Origin of the sequence: Aneurinibacillus uraniidurans, assembly GCF_028471905.1 — a bacterium.
GTDB classification, from domain to species: Bacteria; Bacillota; Bacilli; order Aneurinibacillales; family Aneurinibacillaceae; genus Aneurinibacillus; species Aneurinibacillus uraniidurans.
This window is the reverse complement of the sequence record NZ_CP116902.1, coordinates 3,045,866-3,066,042: the sequence shown is the minus strand read 5'-3', so window position 1 is coordinate 3,066,042 and position 20,177 is coordinate 3,045,866. Positions and strand designations below refer to the sequence as shown.

21 protein-coding genes, 1 riboswitch and 1 other annotated feature are annotated in these 20,177 nt (G+C 45.1%); of the genes, 16 read left to right on the top strand and 5 right to left on the bottom strand.

From position 1 onward, the window contains the following. The first annotated feature begins 282 nt into the window (after positions 1-282). From PO771_RS15360 to rplT, 4 genes are all read left to right on the top strand, one after another. On the top strand, positions 283-2,535 hold the full coding sequence (locus PO771_RS15360; RefSeq protein WP_272560552.1) for a bifunctional diguanylate cyclase/phosphodiesterase: 2,253 nt from the start codon (positions 283-285) through the stop codon (positions 2,533-2,535). Positions 2,536-2,606: 71 nt separating this feature from the next. After that, positions 2,607-2,747 (top strand) — a sequence feature (ribosomal protein L20 leader region). Next, positions 2,739-3,290 (top strand): translation initiation factor IF-3, encoded by a 552-nt coding sequence (gene infC / locus PO771_RS15355; protein WP_272563187.1) that lies wholly within the window; start codon positions 2,739-2,741, stop codon positions 3,288-3,290. It overlaps the preceding feature by 9 nt. Positions 3,291-3,313: 23 nt before the next feature. Next, positions 3,314-3,511 (top strand): 50S ribosomal protein L35, encoded by a 198-nt coding sequence (gene rpmI / locus PO771_RS15350; protein ID WP_096467162.1) that lies wholly within the window; start codon positions 3,314-3,316, stop codon positions 3,509-3,511. A 48-nt stretch (positions 3,512-3,559) separates the two neighbouring features. Further along, positions 3,560-3,919: a 50S ribosomal protein L20 gene (gene rplT / locus PO771_RS15345; RefSeq protein ID WP_272560551.1), complete on the top strand. Its 360-nt coding sequence runs from the start codon at positions 3,560-3,562 to the stop codon at positions 3,917-3,919. Between the two features lie 92 nt (positions 3,920-4,011). Here the strand turns inward: rplT and PO771_RS15340 are convergent, their stop codons facing one another. Then, positions 4,012-4,605 (bottom strand): class I SAM-dependent methyltransferase, encoded by a 594-nt coding sequence (locus tag PO771_RS15340; RefSeq protein WP_272560550.1) that lies wholly within the window; start codon positions 4,603-4,605, stop codon positions 4,012-4,014. Between the two features lie 153 nt (positions 4,606-4,758). Here PO771_RS15340 and PO771_RS15335 point away from each other — a divergent pair, with 153 nt between their 5' ends. Both PO771_RS15335 and PO771_RS15330 read left to right on the top strand, forming a co-directional pair. Next, positions 4,759-5,181 (top strand): CoA-binding protein, encoded by a 423-nt coding sequence (locus tag PO771_RS15335; protein WP_272560549.1) that lies wholly within the window; start codon positions 4,759-4,761, stop codon positions 5,179-5,181. A gap of 181 nt (positions 5,182-5,362) precedes the next feature. Further along, on the top strand, positions 5,363-7,468 hold the full coding sequence (locus PO771_RS15330; protein ID WP_272560548.1) for a PocR ligand-binding domain-containing protein: 2,106 nt from the start codon (positions 5,363-5,365) through the stop codon (positions 7,466-7,468). 82 nt (positions 7,469-7,550) lie between these two features. On the opposite strand, the gene PO771_RS15325 is transcribed toward PO771_RS15330, so the two are convergent. Next, positions 7,551-8,267 (bottom strand): hypothetical protein, encoded by a 717-nt coding sequence (locus tag PO771_RS15325; RefSeq protein WP_272560547.1) that lies wholly within the window; start codon positions 8,265-8,267, stop codon positions 7,551-7,553. 112 nt (positions 8,268-8,379) lie between these two features. Here PO771_RS15325 and PO771_RS15320 point away from each other — a divergent pair, with 112 nt between their 5' ends. Further along, entirely contained in the window at positions 8,380-9,153 is a 774-nt protein-coding gene (locus PO771_RS15320; RefSeq protein WP_272560546.1) for a hypothetical protein, read from the top strand. 28 nt (positions 9,154-9,181) lie between these two features. Here the strand turns inward: PO771_RS15320 and asd are convergent, their stop codons facing one another. Together asd and PO771_RS15310 are read right to left on the bottom strand one after the other, a co-directional pair. After that, positions 9,182-10,015: an archaetidylserine decarboxylase gene (gene asd, locus PO771_RS15315; RefSeq protein WP_272560545.1), complete on the bottom strand. Its 834-nt coding sequence runs from the start codon at positions 10,013-10,015 to the stop codon at positions 9,182-9,184. 61 nt (positions 10,016-10,076) lie between these two features. Further along, a complete protein-coding gene (locus tag PO771_RS15310; RefSeq protein WP_272560544.1) occupies positions 10,077-10,676 on the bottom strand; it encodes a hypothetical protein in 600 nt (199 codons plus the stop codon). 210 nt (positions 10,677-10,886) lie between these two features. On the opposite strand from PO771_RS15310, the gene PO771_RS15305 reads away from it, so the two are divergent. Continuing rightward, positions 10,887-11,069, top strand: coding sequence for a hypothetical protein (locus PO771_RS15305; protein ID WP_272560543.1), 183 nt, complete (start codon positions 10,887-10,889; stop codon positions 11,067-11,069). A 63-nt stretch (positions 11,070-11,132) separates the two neighbouring features. Here the strand turns inward: PO771_RS15305 and PO771_RS15300 are convergent, their stop codons facing one another. Further along, positions 11,133-11,300, bottom strand: a complete 168-nt coding sequence (locus PO771_RS15300) for an aspartyl-phosphate phosphatase Spo0E family protein (protein WP_272560542.1) — start codon at positions 11,298-11,300, stop codon at positions 11,133-11,135. 186 nt (positions 11,301-11,486) lie between these two features. Here PO771_RS15300 and PO771_RS15295 point away from each other — a divergent pair, with 186 nt between their 5' ends. From PO771_RS15295 to thiC, 8 genes are all read left to right on the top strand, one after another. Beyond that, positions 11,487-11,990, top strand: coding sequence for a hypothetical protein (locus tag PO771_RS15295; protein WP_272560541.1), 504 nt, complete (start codon positions 11,487-11,489; stop codon positions 11,988-11,990). A gap of 117 nt (positions 11,991-12,107) precedes the next feature. Next, entirely contained in the window at positions 12,108-13,094 is a 987-nt protein-coding gene (locus PO771_RS15290; protein ID WP_272560540.1) for a LacI family DNA-binding transcriptional regulator, read from the top strand. Positions 13,095-13,098: 4 nt separating this feature from the next. Further along, entirely contained in the window at positions 13,099-14,016 is a 918-nt protein-coding gene (gene rbsK / locus PO771_RS15285) for a ribokinase (RefSeq protein ID WP_272560539.1), read from the top strand. A gap of 4 nt (positions 14,017-14,020) precedes the next feature. Then, positions 14,021-14,416 carry a D-ribose pyranase gene (gene rbsD, locus PO771_RS15280; RefSeq protein WP_272560538.1) on the top strand — a complete coding sequence of 132 codons (396 nt, stop codon included), beginning with the start codon at positions 14,021-14,023 and terminating at the stop codon, positions 14,414-14,416. An 18-nt stretch (positions 14,417-14,434) separates the two neighbouring features. Further along, complete coding sequence (locus tag PO771_RS15275) at positions 14,435-15,922, top strand: sugar ABC transporter ATP-binding protein (RefSeq protein ID WP_272560537.1); 1,488 nt, start codon at positions 14,435-14,437, stop codon at positions 15,920-15,922. A 2-nt stretch (positions 15,923-15,924) separates the two neighbouring features. Continuing rightward, entirely contained in the window at positions 15,925-16,866 is a 942-nt protein-coding gene (gene rbsC, locus PO771_RS15270) for a ribose ABC transporter permease (RefSeq protein WP_272560536.1), read from the top strand. A gap of 30 nt (positions 16,867-16,896) precedes the next feature. Continuing rightward, entirely contained in the window at positions 16,897-17,835 is a 939-nt protein-coding gene (rbsB, locus tag PO771_RS15265) for a ribose ABC transporter substrate-binding protein RbsB (RefSeq protein WP_272560535.1), read from the top strand. A 78-nt stretch (positions 17,836-17,913) separates the two neighbouring features. Next, a riboswitch (TPP riboswitch) is annotated at positions 17,914-18,028 on the top strand. Between the two features lie 148 nt (positions 18,029-18,176). After that, positions 18,177-19,940, top strand: coding sequence for a phosphomethylpyrimidine synthase ThiC (gene thiC / locus PO771_RS15260; RefSeq protein ID WP_272560534.1), 1,764 nt, complete (start codon positions 18,177-18,179; stop codon positions 19,938-19,940). The last annotated feature ends 237 nt before the right edge of the window (positions 19,941-20,177 follow it).

The following is a 20,177-nucleotide window of genomic DNA, read 5'->3' as shown; positions in this document are numbered from 1 at the left end:
TAAGCAAATGGTGTGCCAAATGATAGAGGAAGGAATTTCGAGATTTATAATGCTGTTTTGCATTGTATTAATGTGGAAAAAACAACATAAAGATAGTAAAAAATGAACTACAACATAAAATGTAATATTGCATTAAGGATGCTTTTTTGCATTGGTTGAGGTGACTTTGATTAAGAGGGAAAATAATCGAAATGTAGTAGGTATATTTTCATATTATTTACGTAGGATTTACACGGTCTTAAAAATTCGTTGGCATAATGGAGGGGAAAAGGGGGGAGAGCGGTGTTGTCTTTTTTAAAGCGATTGCGTAAAAAAGCAAATCCATTTGTTTATACAGACCAGCGGATGCAGGTCAAAAAATTATTGGAAGCCGAACTGGCACAGTCACGCCATGTTGTGCTTTTGTATCTCGATATCATTAAATTATCGGAGATTGAAGCCAAATTTGGTCAGCTGGTTACGAGTCGGGTTCTACAGCAGATGGACCATGCGCTGCTCGAAGCTTGCCGCCAGGTTATGGAACCGCCTGTGCGGCTGATTGCCGTTCAAAAGCTATGGGGAGACGACTATGCTGTTTACATCTCCGCTAAAAACGAAGTGAGTGATATATTTTTACACGGTCTGTGTGTAGATTTAAAGCAGGAAGTAGAAAGCGAACTGAATCGTCAACTTACTTATTCACACATGAGTGAAGTTTCTGTACATATCGGATATGCAAATGTCTCTGGAGCTGAACTGTCCAAGGAAATGTATTCCTCTGTCAAATTTGCTAGCCAGATGGCAAAGTATGAATTGATGTCTAATGAGTTTAAACATATGCAGCAGTTTCGCACAATCATGGAGAAGGAAGACATTCATACGGTACTACAGCCGATTGTGTCACTAAAAACAGGGGTGCCGCTTGGGTGGGAATCACTTGTGCGTGGTCCAGAAGGCTCGCCTTTTTATTCACCAGAGCCGTTGTTTTCGTTTGCGGAACAGACAGGACGCAGTTTTCAATTGGAATCGATGTGTCGACGCAAAGCGATTGAGCGGCTGCAGGAGATGCATCCATCTGCCAAGTTGTTTATTAACCTTGATGCGAGAAGCATAGATGATCCATTTTTGCTACGAGGTCATGTATTCAAGCTGATGGAAGAATATCAGATGAATCCACATAATATCGTATTTGAAATTACGGAACGGCATGCAATCAAGAATTTCGAAGCATTTCGTACAGTAATTCAGGAATACCGCAAGAAGGGGTACTTGATTGCGGTAGATGATGCAGGGGCAGGGTATTCGAGTCTCGAAGCGATTGCGGAGATTTATCCGGATTATATTAAGCTTGATATGGCGCTTATTCGCAATATTGACAGTGACCCGGTTAAACAGGCGCTTGTTGAGACGTTTGTCCAGTTTGCTAATAAAGTTAAATGCCGGATTATTGGCGAAGGAATCGAGACGGAAAAAGAGTTGGAGACACTTATTACGCTCGGTGTTGACTATGGACAGGGATACTGGCTGGGACGTCCGAGACGAGAATTTGCTCCGACTACAGATGAAGCCATTAATAAGATTCGGGAGCTTGAACAGGAGCGTCAACCGATTGTACTGGAGGAATCAACGAATCGGGTCGGGGATATTGTGATGAATACGATTTGTGTGAGCCAGGAGACCCTCGTGCGAGATGTGCATCATATTTTAGAGCGGAATACGAGGATCGACAGCATTGTCGTGTTAGATGGTCAGAAGCCAAAAGGATTGATTATGCGTTTTCAGTTGTACAGAATTCTAGGGGGCCAATATGCTGTGTCACTGTACTATGAGAAATCGGTTGCGCAAATTATGAACAACAGCCCGCTGATCGTAGATAGCCGGAAAAATATTGAGAAGGTAGCCAAGCTGTCGATGGAACGGGAGTCGTTCCACCTATATGACGTCATCATTGTAACCGAGAAGGAGAATTATATTGGAGTCGTATCGGTCCAAAGTCTGCTGGATAGACTAGCTAAAGCTCGGTTAGAGATTGCGGCGGTGTCCAATCCGCTAACGGGTCTTCCTGGTAATCTTCGGATTGAAAGAGAAATATCATCCCGACTTAGCCAGGAGCAGCCATTTATGGTGCTGTACTGTGACCTGGATAAATTCAAGTGGTTTAATGACCAGTACGGTTTTGAGACAGGGGATGAGATTATTCGTCGCACTGCACAAATGATGGCGACTGCGATCCGGGTGACGGGGAGCAAGGGAAGCTTTCTCGGTCATATTGGCGGGGATGATTTCATTCTAGTAGGTCCGTGTTCTGAGATAGAAGGAATCGTCGCATATGTTTTAGAGTACTTCGATTCATATTTTGTAGAGTTTGAACAGCGTGGGGAGGGAGAGAAGCCCGCGCTATCGATCTCACTTGCGGCTGTTCGCTGTGAGCCAGGAGCGTATTGTACGCCGAATCAAGTGGCGGAGATGGCCGCCAAAGTTAAAAAAGCAGCCAAACAAATTCCAGGGACTTCTTTTGTGGAAGACTGTGAGTTGACACAGTCTATACCACACTAAAATATTTTTGAGGCAAATCTTGACGTAGCATATTTCATACGCTATACTGTGAAAAGTGTAATGAATAACGGAATCCAAAGCAGGAGCACCCGCTTCTCACCTGCGTGACGCATGATGAGCTGTCAGCAGGTATCTGATACTTCCATAATCGTTTGATAATTATGGGATAACTGATACATGCGGGCGCAGTGCGTCCGCATTTTTTGCTTTGGTCCAAATTCCTTTGGAGGTGGCAGGTTATTAGCAAGGAGCATTTAGTCAACGAGGAAATCCGTGCTCGTGAGGTTCGTTTGATTGATTCGGAAGGCCAGCAGGCAGGGATTGTACCGTTACGTGAAGCGCTTCGCTTGGCGCAAGAAAAAGAACTCGATCTGGTGAACATAGCGCCTACCGCAAAGCCGCCAGTATGCCGGATCATGGATTACGGTAAGTTCCGGTATGAACAGCAGAAGAAGGAAAAAGAAGCTCGTAAAAACCAGAAAGTGGTGGAGATTAAAGAAGTACGTCTTTCTCCAACCATTGAAGAACATGATTTCCAAACGAAGCTGCGCAATGCTGTGAAGTTTCTTGAAAATGGAAATAAAGTGAAGCTGACGATTCGTTTCCGTGGACGTGCTATTACACACGCTGAGATTGGTCAGCAGGTAATGGAGAAGCTCGCTAAAGAAGTGGAGCATCTGTGTACGGTCGAACGTAAGCCGAAAATTGAAGGGCGTAGCATGATTATGATTCTCGCCCCGAAAACAGACAAGTAATTTCTGATTGGAGGATTTGTACGATGCCTAAAATGAAAACTCACCGTGGCGCTGCAAAGCGTTTCAAAAAAACTGGAAGCGGCAAACTGAAGCGCTCCCATGCTTACACAAGCCATATCTTGGAGAAAAAATCTCCGAAGCGCAAACGTAACCTGCGTAAAGGCGCAGTTGTTTCTAGCGGCGACCAAAAACGCATTGCATCTATGCTGACGTATTTGTAATAATTTTTTCGGATAAGTTGATCGAATTGATTTAGGAGGAGAACATCAATGCCAAGAGTTAAAGGTGGAAATGTTGCGCGTAATCGTCGCAAAAAAGTATTAAAGCTTGCTAAAGGTTATTTCGGTTCTAAACACCGTCTGTTTAAATCTGCTAACGCACAAGTTATGAAATCCCTGCTGTACGCATACCGTGACCGTCGTCAGGTAAAACGTGATTTCCGCAAACTGTGGATCACTCGTATTAACGCAGCAGCTCGTATCAATGGCCTTTCTTACAGCCGTTTCATGTTCGGTCTGAAAGAAGCTGGTATTGAAGTAAACCGCAAAATGCTTGCTGACATGGCTGTAAACGATAAAGCAGCTTTCGCAGCACTTGCTACTACTGCAAAAGAAAAACTGAACGCGTAATTTCACGCTTTCCGATAAAAAACGGCTGACATCAACATGTCAGCCGTTTTTTCATAGTAAAATAATTTAACATCTTTTTATCTATAGGGTTTTTATAAACCTGACAGCTTCTGCTGTATCTGATGCTGCGAAGAGGAGAGTGGTTTGCGGTAGCAGTATACGAAAGCAGGTGGAAGGTTCAATGGTACAAAACGGATCGATCTTCTTTCTAGCCGCTCATCGAGCTGGCGGCGCATCTGGGTGGAATATTGAAAGGCGATAAAAAGCCCCCCCGGTGCAAGAACTTCTTCTACCCCCTGCATAATATGATCACGCAAATCTTGCGGGAAATTCATAAATGGCAGGCCTGAGATAATACAGTCAAGACCTCCTCGATTCTTAATATCCTGAATTTCATTGATGTTCGACGCGCTTTCATAGAAGTTGAACGATGGATAGAGATGTTCAAGCCGCTTACGCATGCTATCGTCTTTTTCAAATACATATACCTGACAGTCAGGTTGCTTATGATCAGCGATATACTGGGTAAATACTCCTGTTCCAGGGCCGAGTTCCGCAATTGTGTGAACATGGGACCAATCAATCGTTTGCATCATAGCGCGGGTGAGAAAACGAGAACTTGGGGTGATGCTTCCTATGCTTTTGGGTGAACGCAAAAACTTGTACAGGAAAAGTAATTTCTCCATGGTTTTCTCCTTTTGTAAATGCTTTTTATCTATAGCAATAAGCGAAAGATACACCAAATACATCGATATGTCAAAAAGTAATAAAGAAAAAGGGATTATTTACTTTCATCGCGAAGAAAATAAAGAGGTACATACAAGAAGGAGGAGATTGTTATGACATTTACAAATCCATCCGCGGATGAACGCCGGGAACTGCTTGAGAATGCGAAGACGATCGCTGTAGTGGGACTATCTAATAAACCAGATCGGACAAGTTATATGGTTTCGGCTGCTATGCAGAGCAATGGGTATAAAATTACTCCGGTGAATCCAACGATTGAAGAAGCACTTGGCGAGAAGGCAGCTGCATCACTTACTGAAATTACTGAGCCAGTAGATATCGTAAATGTATTCCGTCGCAGTGAAGAAGTAGGTCCTGTTGTGGAAGAGGCAATCCAATTGAAGCCAAAGGCTATCTGGCTGCAGCAGGGGATCTACAATGAAGAAGCAGCTCATAAAGCGCAGGAAGCTGGCATTATGATTATTATGGATCAATGTATTAAAGTTGATCATGCTTTGCTTGTACGCCGTAAATAACACACTAACAAAAAAGCCACCTTTTTTAGAAGGGTGGCTTTTTTGTTATGCATGTGCGCAGTTTCTTGCAAAAAATTGTCTAGGCTACAGGAAGAAGCATCGTGCCTGCGGAAATAATAGATGAGTATTACGTGAAGGAACGATATGTATTCGTAAACTAACGTTGCAGGAGGGAGAAGAGGTGAAATACAGATTTTCAGAACTTGTCGATATTACAAAGCTACAAAAACTTATGGAACATTTTTATCATCTAACTAATATTCCGTATGGTCTGCTTGACCCGGAAGGAAACATTTTGTCTGCGATCGGATGGCAGGATATTTGTTTCAAGTTTCACCGAGCTCATCCTCATGCTGGACAGAGATGTAAGGATAGTGATCGATCGATCCAAACCCGTCTTCATCTAAGTCAGGAATATGATTCTTATGTATGCCAGAACGGATTAATTGAATCTTTCGTACCGATCATAATTGAGGGGGAACATCTGGCAACGCTAATACTCGGCCAGTTTTTCTATGAAGAACCGGATATTAATTATTTTCGTAGACAAGCGCGGGAATTCGGATTTAATGAAGAAAACTATTTGAAGGCACTTTCGAAAGTTCCGATCATTTCGCCGGAAGAAGTCGATGCTTGTATGAAATATTTTGTCCAGTTGGCAGAGATGTTTGCCGACATGGGCCTTACGCATTTGAAACAGCGGCAAGCAGAAGAATCATTACGAAAGACGAACCAGCATCTGGACACATTGGTCAAGCAGCGAACGAAGCAGCTGGCGGAAGCGAACCAAGAACTTCAAAAGGATATTCAGAAGCGGAAACAGACGGAAAAAAAGTTGCGGGAAAGTGAAGAGCGACTGCGCGTGGTACTACAAGATTTGAAAGCTATTTTTCACGCGCTGCCCGACCTGTACTTCTGGCTTGATCAAGATGGAACGATTATGAATTCGCAGGCTAGAGACCCTAATGACTTTTATATAGCTCCGGAAGAATTTCTAGGGAAGAAATTTCCAGATGTACTGCCGTCCGAGATAAGTTTCCAATTTAAACAAGCAATTGATCATGCAAGTAAGACGAATTCACTCGCTTATGTTGAATATTCACTGTCTGTAAAGAAGGAGATGCAGTACTTTGAAGCCAGGTTTTTGCCGCTTCTCGAAAGTAAGATCATGGTGATCGTCCGTGCGATTACGGACCGCAAGCAAGCAGAACAAGCATTGTTAGAGGAGCGCAATTTTATTAATATGATTCTTGATACGGTTGATGCTCTGGTACTCGTGATGGATCGCCACGGAAGGATTGTTCACTTTAACCGTGCCTGCGAGAAAGTGTCGGGTTATTCATTTCATGAGGTGCAGGGGAACTTTGTGTGGGAACAGCTGATGCTCCCGGAAGATGCGCAGATAGTGTGGGAGCTTTTTCAAGATCTTAGTATTGAGAAAGTAGAACTATACAGAGAAAATATGTGGAGAACAAAAGATGGAAGTCAGCGCCTGGTCAGTTGGTCAAACTCCATCCTCTTAGATAGCGAGGGGCAGATCAAGTATGTTATCGGGACGGGAATTGATAGTACGGACCGCCGAAGGACTGAGGAACTGCTGCGGAAATCAGATAGGCTTGCTGCTGTAGGACAATTGGCTGCCGGAGTCGCGCATGAGGTGCGTAATCCGTTGACTGTATTAAAAGGATTTACCCAGTTATTGAAAAATAGATTTACCGAGCATGAAAATTATTTAACACTGATGGAATCTGAGGTGGAGCGAATCGAATTGATTATCAGCGAATTTTTGACGCTCGCCAAACCTGAGGTGATGAATATCCAAAAGAAGAATCTTGGAGCGTTCTTGCAGCAAGTTGTTGATCTGATGAATACGAAAGCAATCTTGAACAGTATTCAGATCACACTGAAGATTGATCCGGGGCTTCCCCAAATCACATGTGATGAAAATCAATTAAAACAGGTTTTTATTAATATTTTACAAAATGCCATTGAAGCGATGCCTCATGGAGGAAACATTTTTGTTTCTGTTGACAAATATGATCATGAACAGGTTTCCATCCGCATCATAGATGAAGGGGGAGGTATTCCTCAAGAACGAATTCCGAGACTGGGCGAACCCTTCTATAGCACAAAAGAAAAAGGAACGGGGCTGGGTCTTGCGGTGAGCTATAAAATTATTGAAAGGCACGAAGGAAGTATTTCTATTCATAGTGAGCTCAACAAAGGGACTACCGTAACCATTCTACTACCTATTGCGTTAGTAGGGGCAAAACAATACATACACTAAGATCAGATATAAAAATGGAGAAAAGGTTCAAAAGCTAAAAACTTTTGAACCTTAACTTGATGGCTATGGGGATAGCTTCTTTTTAGTTGTTTTTGTCGTCTTGCTGATCTTGCTTTTGCTCGTCTTTTTTTGGCTGTTTTTCTACTTTTTCATCTTTTTTCTTGTCCTGCGGTGCTGGTTCTGCTTTCGGGCGCCGTGGAACCTGATCAATTACAGAGGCAAGATTATGGTTGCCGTTCTTGCGCAGTGATTGTGCGATTTCTTTTGGATCGAAGCCATCGGCAACCATTTTGTTGATTTTAGATAAATCGCCTTCCCGAATGCCATAGCTGCGAAGCTGATTGACAGTAGCAGCATCGAGTCCAGCTCCTGCCTGTGCAGAAGGGGGAGTGCTGCTAGCTGTAGCTGCCGGGGGAGTGATGGATGAAGCATTTTGGGTATCACTTGTTTTATCGACTGTTTGTTTGCTATCAGACTCTGAAGCGGTAGAATTTCGATTGTGTTTGGAAGGTTTCGAAACTGATCCTTGATCATCTAGCAACCCTTCCGCTTCGGCTTCATCTCGTGTTTTATTAAGCGGTACCTGTGTTACTGCTGAATCGGTTACGTCAGTAGAAGAAGCAACCTGTTGTTGAGCGGTACCAGAAGCTGCCGGCTGTGCAGCCTGTGGAGATGCTGGTGGGGTGCTCGATTTAGACAATAGGGTGGCGGCAATGCCGACCAGAATTACAACGATGCCTGTTGCAATAAGCAAATACATACGTTTAATACGCATCGGAGATTGCATCCATTTTTTCATGGTAAGATTCCTTTCATTCGAACAGTTTTCTTTATATAATATTCGCATATTGTTTATCCTTTTTGAAGGTCATTTTAGACAAATTTTAAGAAGTTTGTTGAGGAAAAAGGTCATGAATTGCCAAAGATATATTGATTTGTTTTCCATTATAAAAACAAAAGAAGAAATTCAAGGAAAATCACTCATTTATTATAGTGGAGATGCATTGTCCCGTTCTGCTCGGCTTGTACAAGGAAGCGAAGAAGATCTGGCTATTCTGTATGCTGATACAGTCGGGCGGGCGGCGGCGCTTGCAGGGGTATCCTGTATTATGCATCCATCAGACCATCCAGAACTTTCGCACATTCTGGGGGCATATGGTGTTTCGGTACGAGAAGGAGAAGAAGGGGGAGAGGTAGCGCTTGCGGTGAGCCAGTGGCAAGGGGGCAATACTGTATCGTCTGTTCAGCGCTTTTGTCTTCCAGCAGAGTGGGATGCGGCATGGGTAGGAGATACTTATCTGGCATGGCTTCCGCAACTGTTATTTCCGTTTGTGCAGGTACAACGAAAAGAAACAGATGTTTTTCATTTTAAGGCAATGAAAATTCCTCTTCCACTGCTGATTTTGCAGCATGATGCAGAAGAAAGCAGGCCAGGCTGTCAGGTGTACCGCATTACGGGCGGTTTGCTAGTAAATCAAAAGGAAACAAATGCACATAGGGGACGACTTGAATTTCGAGAGATAGCAGGGAGGGGAGAAGTTATAACTGCGCTTCATAATTTTGTACCCCGCCTCCCATGGCTACTGTATCGATTGACACAAGCACGCATTCATTTGTGGGTAATGGATCGATTTGGTCGCTATCTTCACGGGCATATATCGAATAAAAAAAACCTGGATGACTAAGTCCAGGTTTTTTCGCTTATAAGAGAAATTAGCGGAACGTTCCGATGCATTCGCCATATTGCAAATAAGCGTCAGGCTGAATGCGTTCACTAAATGTGATCCGATCTTTTTCAAAAAGCAGGACAACGGTGGACCCGAACTCAAAAAGTCCGACTTCCTGTCCTTTTTCATAAGGGAGTTCTGGTAAATCCATCGAATAGGCACGCCCGTTTCGGACATTCGTTGTATGTTCGCCATACGGTACTCGAACACTTCCTACGATAAATGCTCCGACTTTCACGAGTGCCATCTCACCAGCTGGTGTATGTGCATACGTAATAAGCCGCTCATTTTTCGTGAACAAACCTGGTACATGATGGACACCGATCCGATTAACAGGAAACAGGCGACCGGGCAAATATGTGGCACGTGTTAATTTGCCTGCAAGTGGCATATGAATCCGGTGATAATCACGCGGGCTGAGATAAATCGTAAGAAATACCCCGCCTTCATAGCGTTCAGCTTGCTCTGGCGTACAGCCGAGCAGTTGTTCGACTGTATAGTTGATGCCCTTTGCCTGAATGAGCGTACCGTCTGTAATCGTTCCGAATTGAGCAACACGACCGTCAACCGGGCTGGCCAGTGTGTTAACATCCGGACAGACTGGACGAGCTCCGGATTTCAGTTGACGGGTGAAAAATGCAGTCAGATTTGGATAATCAGATAATGGTTTTTCAACCTCGTCAACATTAACATGAAAAAAAGAAATGTAAGGCTTTATCATATGTCGGCTGAGTGATGAACGCCCAAGGCTGCCAACCGCACGGGAGATGACGTTTTGCGGCAGTGCAGTCATAATATGTTTAGCTAGTGAATCTATCACGTTTTTATACGACCCTTTCATATGTACAGAATCAATGCATATTATTCTATTTTATCACATATTACCAGCTTCTCATACGTTCATCTTCTTCTGTATAAAGACCGTCTTTATTGTTATCCCACCAGTTTTGGTTTTGCAAAGATTGAGCGTATTTTTGTTCGGATAACGGGGCGTTTATTTTTTTTAATGTATTGGTCTGGCGTGCAAGGCATTGCATCTCCGCTTTCATGCCGGTCCATACGTCATCGGGTACCGCTGTTTTTTTTGTTCGAGCATAGTCATTGTACAGCTTGGAATGATACGCATCATGCACAATGGTGCTAGCATACCATGTTGTTGACGAAGAAGAGGTAGCAGCACCGACTTTATATGTTGGAATTTTTTCGTAGGCAGCCATGCCACTGAAAGCATCCTGCTTAATCAGGCCGATATATTGAACGACTAAAGCGTAGTCATCCGGTGACTTTTCTTTTAACAAGGCAAGTGCAGCCTGAGTACGCGCTGTAAATGTCTTATCACCAGTAATGGTAACGGTAGGCACCGCTTTTTTTTGGACTAATGTCTTAGTACTTTTAGCAGCTTCTACAGGGGTATGCAGGATAGATTGGAACCCGAAACTGAGACAAACAGCGATAAGAAGTGAGTTGATTCGTGGTTTCATGACATAATCCCCCTGTGTTTTATGTAATATAGACTATTTCTCTCTTTATAACATAAAAACCTTCTTTTTTCTGGGCAAAATGAAATGGTTCTATTTTTGTAACAAAGTTTCTACGAAATTGATAAGGTAAAATAATACAAAGAATAACAGTGGAAGATGCGGTGAAAACTAGAAGCGCTTACTTCATTCTTATACGAGGAGGATATTCATATGGGAGAACGAACCGTGCGCAATTACCCTCATCAAAATCCGTCGTATCATCGTCATGTCGAGGACACACCGTATCTGGGCAATGCGGACAAACCAGCAAAGCCATCTCCGAGTGGTGAAGCGATGAATGCGTCCACAATGGAAAATATGGGCGATATGAAGCTTAGTGATGGTGAGTCATAATATGGAAACGAAAAAGAACCTGCCATTATGGAGGTTCTTTTTCGTTATGTGCCGGATATTTGCTTATGACGAATACGTTTTTCTCATCGACTTCAGGATAAGTGTATCAAGTTTTTGACTTAGATGGAGTACACGTGGATTTTGAAAATCAAAATTATATTGGGTTGCTGTTAAAACAAGAACTTGTTTCAGTTCGTCGATTTTATCCGGCAGGTTGTGTTCAGTTTCCATTTTGTTTAGACCGCCTTTATCGTGGTTTTGCATTGTTCACGGTTAACAAACACTACATTATTATTGGTAATTTTATGGGATTTGACAAGTGTAATCGTTCGACAATTTGTTACAAATAGGTAAGATGATAGGACAAACAGGAAATACTGTAATAGGAAGAAAAAGGCCGAAAAAAGGAGGATATGGATGAAAAAGTGGTGGCAGTTCTGGAAGCGTCGCAGGTATTATAGTGCAAATATTGCACCATATGCATCCGAGTTTCACGCACCTGATCACACATATGAGCTGTCTTGCACCATAAAAAAATGGCAGCGGGTAGTTAGTGTGATGCGGGACAGGAGTGAAATCGATCATGATGTGGCAGATGCATGTCGACACTTGTTGTGGTATGCTGAACTGCTTGTTCCGTATGTGCTCGTTATACCACAGCCGCTTTGTACGCGTATTATTCATATAGTAGGAGAAGACATCCCGCGCTTGTTTGCACCGTATGTAGCACTTCCAGACGAAGTGCGGCGCCGTCAAAGCCGAACACTGTTACGAGGTATCCGTACATTGATGGGAGAAGCTCACCGTATTATTCAGAGCATCCAGCAGTATGAGGCGGATGCATTTACATCCGAAGCTGGGTTTGTTCAAGCCTGGTATGGAGAACCTCATATCGAACGAAAGAACGACTTTGGAGATTGACAGATTGTCTGCTTTCGTTTTATATTATGTGTAATCGGTTACGCATGAGAGAAACCTTATTGTATAAGGTTTTATGTATGTCATGTGTAACCGATTTCTCATGAGGAGGGAGAAATAATGGCGACGATTAAGGACGTATCGAAGCTCGCAGGTGTATCGGTAGCGACAGTCTCTCGTGTATTAAACCGAAGTGGATATGTACATACAGATACGGAACAAAAGGTGCTGCACGCAATCAAGGCGCTGAATTATACACCGAATTTCGTAGCGCGCAGTCTGTCCAACAAAAAGACGAGCACGATCGGCCTGCTGGTGCCTGATATTACGAACCCATTCTTTCCTGAACTTGCACGGGCGGTGGAAGATGTCATGCAATTGTATGGCTATACTGTCATTTTGTGTAATTCGGATGAAAGTGCTGCGAAAGAGAAACACTATATTGAAGTTTTAAAGCAAAAATATATCGATGGAATGATTGTAGCTTCGAATGCCTTGTCTGTAGAAGACGTTCGGGAATTTGACATGCCGGTTGTCGTGGTAGACCGATTGATTGAGGGGGATACGATCCCGACTGTCATGTCAGATAATCGAAAAGGAGCGCAGATGGCGACCGAGTTTTTACTCGGCCAAGGCTGTCGAAAAATTGCTCATATCCGGGGACCGGAGCATCTCCTGAACGCAGAAGAACGCTGTCAGGGATATCTTGATGTTGTACAGGATATAGACTGGTTTGACAGAAGTCTGATTGTTTCAGGTAAGTATGAAATGAAGCAGGCGATGGAAGCGACACTTGAACTGCTTCGAGCACATCCAGATGTGGATGGAATATTTGCTGGTAATGACATGATGGCGATTGGTGCGATGCGAGCCGTGCAGGTACTGGGACGGACGATTCCGTATGAGATCGAGATTGTCGGATATGACGGAATTGCGCTTGGTGAGATTGTGTTCCCGGAACTAACAACAATTGCCCAGCCGATCTATGATATGGGGGCATTGGCGGCGCGTATGCTGATTAAGCAGATTGAAAAACAGCCGCTTGATTCACTTCATTACTGCCTCGATGTTCAGATGGTGGAACGAGGCACAACAGGGAAGGGGTAGTTTTGTGAAACAACCACGTATTACAGTCATTGGAAGCATCAACATGGATCTGGTGACGGAAACGCCGCGTGTTCCGACGATTGGAGAAACCGTGCTTGGCACAGGCTTCTCCACACTTCCTGGCGGCAAGGGAGCCAATCAGGCGGTAGCATGTGCTAGGCTTGGTGCGCAGGTTACGATGGTTGGCTGTGTGGGAGATGATGGATTCGGGGCGGAACTTGTTCAACGTTTGCAAGAAGAAAACGTAAATGTCGACTATGTGGAACCGATTACACATGCATCAACAGGAATCGCATCCATCGTGGTAGAGAACGGGGACAACTCGATTATTGTCGTGCCGGGAGCGAACCACGCCGTGACACCTGAAAAAGTCCAGCAGGCAGAAGAGGCGATTAAGCAGGCAGATGTCGTGCTGCTTCAGCTTGAAATTCCGCTGCCTGCGGTAGCGGAAGCCGTTCGGATTGCCGGCAAATATGGTGTGCCTGTTGTGTTGAATCCGGCTCCAGCGATCGCGCTTCCCGCTGAACTATTAGCCGGGGTAGCGGTGGTAACCCCTAATGAATATGAACTAGCGATTATGCTCAATCGTAACCCGGAGCAAACAGAAGATTTCCATGAGCTGTTGCAGATGTATTCAGGCGTTATCATGATGACAAAAGGCGGAGATGGTGCATACTACAAGCAACAAGATGGTAGCGTCGTCCACCAACCAGGTTTTCAGGTGAATGTGGTCGATACAACAGGTGCCGGAGATACATGCAACGCAGCGCTTGCTGTCATGATTGGTCGTGGGGCTGACATGGCTGCAGCGGTCCGATATGCGGTTGCAGCGAGTGCCCTGTCCGTTACCAAGTTTGGTGCGCAGGGAGGCATGCCAACAGAGCAGGAAGTGGAGCAATTTTTAGGGCAGATAAAGGAGTAGCAGCATGAAAAAACATGGCACACTAAACAGCGAGATTACCGCTGTGCTCGCCCGTCTTGGTCATACAGACACGATTGTCATTGCAGATTGCGGATTGCCGATCCCGGATGGTGTGAAACGGATTGATCTCGCATTGAAACAGGGGATGCCGTCATTTCTGGAGACGCTCGAAGTTGTACTTGCAGATATGCAAGTCGAAAGCGCGGTGCTTGCTTCTGAGATTACCGTACACAATCCTGTAGTAAAAGAACAAACACTTTCGCTTCTGAATGAAACAACAGTTACGTATGTTGCGCATGAGCAGTTCAAGGCGCTTACCCAACAGGCAAAGGCTATCATTCGTACGGGAGAGGCGACACCGTATGCGAATATTATTTTGCAGGCGGGCGTTATTTTTTAAAGCGAGGGAAGGATAGGCATGAATCAAGTAATTGAAATGACGGACATCAGCAAGTCGTTCGGTGCGGTGCATGTACTCAAAAATGTTTCCTTCTCGCTCGACAAAGGTGAAATTCATGCGTTAATGGGTGAGAATGGGGCCGGAAAATCAACGTTAATGAAAATTTTAACCGGCATTTATCCAAAAGACACAGGAGTAATCCGGGTGCGCGGAGAGGAAGTAGAGTTCAGTGGACCGAAGGACGCGGAGGAAAAGGGAATCGCGGTCATTCACCAGGAACTCAACATTATTCCGCAGCTGACCGTAATGGAGAATATGTTTCTCGGGCGGGATTTGACCGGGGCTTTTGGCGTTCTGCGCACAAAAGAAATGAAGGCCAGAACAAAAGAGTATTTAGGTCGGCTCGGGGTTCAGATTGATCCAGATACAGAGGCGGGAACGCTTTCGATTGGGCAGCAGCAGATGATCGAGATTGCACGTGCGTTATCGTTGAATGCAGAAGTATTAATTATGGATGAACCGACCGCTGCTTTGACAGAGCGGGAAATTGAGGCACTGTTCAGCGTGATTCGTGACCTGCGCAAGCAAGGTGTCGGGATCGTATACATCTCGCACCGAATGGAAGAAATTTTTGCGCTTTGCGATCGCATCTCAGTGTTGCGTGACGGTACGTTTGTCGGAACGGAGATCATTAAAGAGACAACGCTTGACCGCATCGTACAGATGATGGTTGGTCGTGAGCTGGGAGAACGCTTCCCGGAACGATCCGCCAAGCCGGGAGAAGAACGGCTTCGTGTTGAGAATTTAAGTGACGGTGGTATCTTGCAGGATATTAGCTTTACCGCACGCCAGGGCGAAATTCTAGGTGTCGCAGGGCTTATGGGAGCAGGTCGGACAGAAATTATGCGCACCTTATTCGGTGTGGTTCCAAAGAAAAGCGGTCGGGTTGTACTTGACGGACAAGAAGTTACCATTCGCAAACCGGAAGATGCAATTCGCCAAGGGATTGCGTTCGTTACGGAAGATCGCAAAGCTGAGGGGCTCGTGCTTGAACTATCGGTACGTGAGAACATTGCCTTGCCGAACCTGTCCGTTTTATCTCGCAACGGCTTGATGGCGGTCGGGAAAGAAAAGCATCTCGTACGCGATATGATTACGCGTCTAAACATTAAAACAAGAGATGCTGAACAGCACGTCAAATCACTGTCAGGCGGCAATCAGCAAAAAGTCGTCATTGGCAAATGGCTCGGTATCCAGCCGAAAGTTCTCATTTTAGACGAGCCGACACGTGGTGTTGATATTGGTGCTAAGAAAGAAATTTATCACATTATGAACGAACTGACAGCAGAAGGTGTCACCATCATCATGATTTCATCCGAGCTACCGGAGATTCTCGGGATGAGTGATCGAATTTTGGTTATGCATGAAGGAAAGCTGACTGCTGTGATGGATGCCTGCGATGCGACACAGGAAGCGATTATGCACGCAGCGACCGGAGGGAAGTAACAATGGGAACGACTAAAAAATTTTCTACGAGTATACAGCGACTTGGTTCGCTGATCGGGCTTCTTGTCATTATTGTGATTTTGTCGATTATGAGCCCGGATTTTTTGACTGAAAATAATATTCTAAATGTCATGCGCCAGGTGTCTGTTAACGCACTGATTGCATTCGGGATGACGTTCGTCATTCTGACAGGTGGCATTGACCTATCTGTCGGTGCGGTTCTCGCACTTTCCGGTGCCGTTACGGCTAGTATGATGACGAATGGTATGAGCGCTGTGCTTGCAATCTTGTGTGGTCTTGCGGCAGGTACGGTAATGGGAGCAATCAACGGTTTGTTGATTACAAAAGGAAAAGTAGCACCATTCATTGCTACGCTGGCTACGATGACGATTTTCCGTGGACTGGCACTCGTCTATACGGACGGGAGTCCAATTACTGGATTTAATAGCGACCTGTTTACGATGCTAGGTGCAGGGTATTTTTCGTATATTCCTGTTCCGGTTATCTGGATGTTGATCTTATTTATCATTCTGTATTTCGTTCTTCGTAGAACCGCATTTGGCCGCCGCGTGTATGCCATTGGGGGGAATGAGGAAGCCTCTATTCTATCTGGCATTAAGGTAGGCCGTGTCAAACTATACATTTATGCGCTAACAGGTTTTCTGTCAGCCTTCGCGGGGATTATTCTCACTTCGCGCCTAAACTCAGCACAGCCGAATGCCGGAGCGGGCTATGAGCTGGATGCAATCGCCGCGGTTGTGCTTGGCGGGACAAGCCTGTCAGGTGGACGCGGTTGGATTTTTGGTACGCTGATTGGTGCCATGATTATCGGGGTACTGAACAACGGCCTGAACTTACTGGAAGTCTCCTCTTTCTACCAGCAGGTAGTCAAAGGGGCTGTCATTTTGCTGGCGGTGCTTCTTGACCGCAAAAAAGCAGCATAGTTTATTTATCTACTTAAGGGGGCATCACACATGAAACGACTTATTAAAGGAATGGTAGCCGGCTTGCTTGGCATCTCTTTGTTAGCAGGCTGTACGACACAGGCACCAGGTACAAGCGATAATAAGGGTGCGCAAGGTGGCAAGACAGGACAAGCAACAGTTGGTCTAGCTGTCTCTACGCAAAACAATCCATTTTTCGTCAGCTTAAAACAGGGGGCAGAGAAAGCAGCGACCGCGAACGGGATGAAACTGGTAACAGTAGATGCACAGGATGACCCGGCGAAGCAAATCTCCGGCATTGAGGATTTGATTCAGCGTAAGGTCGATGTGATTCTGGTAAATCCTACAGACTCTGCCGCGATTGCGTCTGCGATTAAGTCTGCTAATAATGCTAATATCCCGGTTATTACAGTTGACCGTAGTGCAGAAGGGGGCAAGGTTGTCTCTCATGTAGCGTCTGATAACGTAGAGGGTGGCCGTATGGCAGCTAAATATTTACTCGATAAAATCGGCAAGAAGGGTAATATCGTTGAACTTGAAGGCATTCCAGGTTCTTCAGCAGCTCGTGAGCGTGGCCAAGGATTCCATGAAATCGTCGATAAAGAACCAGGCGTAAAAGTTGTCGCGAAGCAGCCAGCTGATTTTGACCGCGCCAAAGGATTGAGCGTAATGGAGAACATTCTTCAGGCTAATAAAGATGTCAAAGCTGTATTTGCCCATAACGATGAAATGGCACTCGGAGCTATTCAAGCGATTCAGGCAGCGGGCTTAAAAGATGTGGTCGTTGTCGGGTTTGATGCTACAGCTGATGCGGTAAAAGCTGTACAAGACGGTCGGATGAGCGCTACCATTGCTCAGAAACCAGAGCTGATTGGAAAACAAGCGGTAGAAGCTGCGAAAAAAGTAGTAAAAGGGGAGAAAGTTCCAGCGAGTATCCCGGTTAAGCTTGAATTGGTTACGAAAAAGTAGCAATACCGACATATTGATTTTTAAAATAGAAAGTGTTAATGTTTCTATGTAATCACGAATACAATAAAAACATAACATGTTTACTACTAGGGGTGTCCGAGAGTTCGGGCTGAGATTGAAACGCATCTACGTTTCTAAACCCTCGGGACCTGATCTGGATCATACCAGCGTAGGAAAGTAGTTCGTATGAGTTATCTGTAGCTACAAGGCATTCGTTTGTGTTGTGCCTTGCTAGATCTCTCATGTATAACGAGCCGGGTCCCTTTATAGGGCCCGGCTTTTATTATGCTGATCCTTATCCTGTCCTTTTGTGTAGTACACACGAAAAAGGAGGAAGAAACATGCAAGAGCAAAATTGGGGAGTCAAAGGGTTTCCAAACAGTCAGAAAGTATACATAGAAGGGTCACGACCAGACATTCGTGTACCTGTTCGTGAGGTTGCTTTGTCTCCTTCCCAAAACGGGGAAGTGGTAGTTGAAAATGCACCAGTGCGCATTTATGACACGAGTGGTCCGTACACAGATGAAGCATGTGAGGTAAACATTCGCGAAGGAATTGCGAAAATCCGTCAGAACTGGATTGAAGAGCGTGGAGATGCTGAGGAATATGAAGGCAGAGCGGTAAAGCCGGAAGATAATGGTTTGCGTCTTGGAGAGGAATTAGAGAATCATGAGGTATTTCCGGGACTGATTCGGAAACCACTCCGGGCGAAACAAGGGCAAAATGTTACGCAGCTTCATTATGCACGTCGCGGCATCATCACACCTGAGATGGAGTTTGTTGCGATTCGCGAGAACATGGAGCCGGAATTTGTAAGACAAGAGATTGCAGCAGGACGTGCGATCATCCCGTCTAATATTAATCATCCAGAAAGCGAGCCGATGATTATTGGACGTAACTTCCACGTGAAAATTAATGCCAATATCGGGAATTCAGCCGTTACCTCGTCGATTGAGGAAGAAGTAGAAAAAATGACGTGGGCGATTCGCTGGGGTGCGGATACGATTATGGATCTTTCTACGGGGAAAAACATTCATGCCACACGTGAGTGGATCGTGCGTAATTCTCCCGTTCCAATTGGTACCGTTCCGATTTATCAAGCGCTTGAGAAAGTGGGAGGAAAGGCGGAAGAACTTACGTGGGAGATTTTCCGCGATACATTGATTGAGCAAGCAGAGCAAGGGGTAGATTACTTTACCATCCATGCGGGTGTACTCCTTCGCTACATTCCTCTTACAGCGAAACGGGTAACTGGTATCGTGTCGCGTGGGGGCTCCATTATGGCAGCTTGGTGCTTGGCTCATCATCAGGAAAACTTCTTATATACACATTTTGAGGAAATTTGCGAAATCATGAAAGCATATGATGTTGCTTTCTCATTAGGGGATGGATTGCGCCCAGGCAGTATTGCCGATGCGAATGATGAGGCACAGTTCGCTGAATTAGAAACACTCGGGGAATTAACGAAGATTGCCTGGAAGCATGACGTACAGGTGATCGTAGAAGGACCGGGGCATGTGCCGATGCATAAAATTAAAGAAAACATGGATCGACAGCTAGAAGTTTGTCAGGAAGCACCGTTTTATACGCTCGGTCCACTGACAACGGATATTGCACCGGGATATGATCACATCACATCAGCGATCGGGGCGGCGATGATTGGATGGTATGGAACAGCTATGTTATGCTATGTGACACCAAAAGAGCACCTTGGCCTACCGAACAAAGAAGATGTTCGAGTAGGGGTAGTTACATATAAGTTAGCTGCACATGCTGCTGATTTGGCCAAAGGACATCCAGGTGCCCAGATCCGCGATGATGCTCTTTCGAAAGCTCGTTTTGAATTCCGCTGGAGAGATCAATTTAACCTCTCGCTTGATCCTGAACGTGCGATTGAATACCATGATGAAACCCTTCCAGCAGAGGGAGCGAAAACAGCCCATTTTTGCTCGATGTGTGGACCGAAGTTTTGCAGCATGCGTATTACACAGGATATTCGTGAATACGCAAAGAACAACGGATTAGATACAGAAGAAGCAGTGGATCAGGGAATGAAAGAAAAAGCGGAGGAATTCCGTACATCAGGAAGCCAAATTTATAAGTAAGCAAGAAGAGTTGTGATTAAAAGGAAGAGGCTGTCTCAAAAGCTGTAACAAAGCGGCTGAGACAGCCTCTTTTTTCTTGGTGGCTGTTTTCTCCAAAGTGTGGTGGAGAAGCCGGGATCGGGTGGGACCTCGTCACTTCCCTGCAAGCGTACCGAAACGACTCCTCCCTTCTCCCACTCCCTCACCACCACACGTTGTCGATACCACAAAAAAACTGCCCCTATGGCCATGTTCTGG

Excerpts from the sequence above, each read along its gene's own strand:
- rpmI (WP_096467162.1), top strand. The coding sequence starts at position 3,314 with ATGCCTAAAATGAAAACTCACCGTGGCGCTGCAAAGCGTTTCAAAAAA.
- rplT (WP_272560551.1), top strand. The coding sequence starts at position 3,560 with ATGCCAAGAGTTAAAGGTGGAAATGTTGCGCGTAATCGTCGCAAAAAA.
- PO771_RS15340 (WP_272560550.1), bottom strand. The coding sequence starts at position 4,605 with ATGGAGAAATTACTTTTCCTGTACAAGTTTTTGCGTTCACCCAAAAGC.
- PO771_RS15335 (WP_272560549.1), top strand. The coding sequence starts at position 4,759 with ATGACATTTACAAATCCATCCGCGGATGAACGCCGGGAACTGCTTGAG.
- PO771_RS15325 (WP_272560547.1), bottom strand. The coding sequence starts at position 8,267 with ATGAAAAAATGGATGCAATCTCCGATGCGTATTAAACGTATGTATTTG.
- PO771_RS15320 (WP_272560546.1), top strand. The coding sequence starts at position 8,380 with ATGAATTGCCAAAGATATATTGATTTGTTTTCCATTATAAAAACAAAA.
- PO771_RS15310 (WP_272560544.1), bottom strand. The coding sequence starts at position 10,676 with ATGAAACCACGAATCAACTCACTTCTTATCGCTGTTTGTCTCAGTTTC.
- PO771_RS15305 (WP_272560543.1), top strand. The coding sequence starts at position 10,887 with ATGGGAGAACGAACCGTGCGCAATTACCCTCATCAAAATCCGTCGTAT.
- PO771_RS15300 (WP_272560542.1), bottom strand. The coding sequence starts at position 11,300 with ATGGAAACTGAACACAACCTGCCGGATAAAATCGACGAACTGAAACAA.
- PO771_RS15295 (WP_272560541.1), top strand. The coding sequence starts at position 11,487 with ATGAAAAAGTGGTGGCAGTTCTGGAAGCGTCGCAGGTATTATAGTGCA.
- PO771_RS15290 (WP_272560540.1), top strand. The coding sequence starts at position 12,108 with ATGGCGACGATTAAGGACGTATCGAAGCTCGCAGGTGTATCGGTAGCG.
- rbsD (WP_272560538.1), top strand. The coding sequence starts at position 14,021 with ATGAAAAAACATGGCACACTAAACAGCGAGATTACCGCTGTGCTCGCC.
- PO771_RS15275 (WP_272560537.1), top strand. The coding sequence starts at position 14,435 with ATGAATCAAGTAATTGAAATGACGGACATCAGCAAGTCGTTCGGTGCG.
- rbsC (WP_272560536.1), top strand. The coding sequence starts at position 15,925 with ATGGGAACGACTAAAAAATTTTCTACGAGTATACAGCGACTTGGTTCG.
- rbsB (WP_272560535.1), top strand. The coding sequence starts at position 16,897 with ATGAAACGACTTATTAAAGGAATGGTAGCCGGCTTGCTTGGCATCTCT.
- thiC (WP_272560534.1), top strand. The coding sequence starts at position 18,177 with ATGCAAGAGCAAAATTGGGGAGTCAAAGGGTTTCCAAACAGTCAGAAA.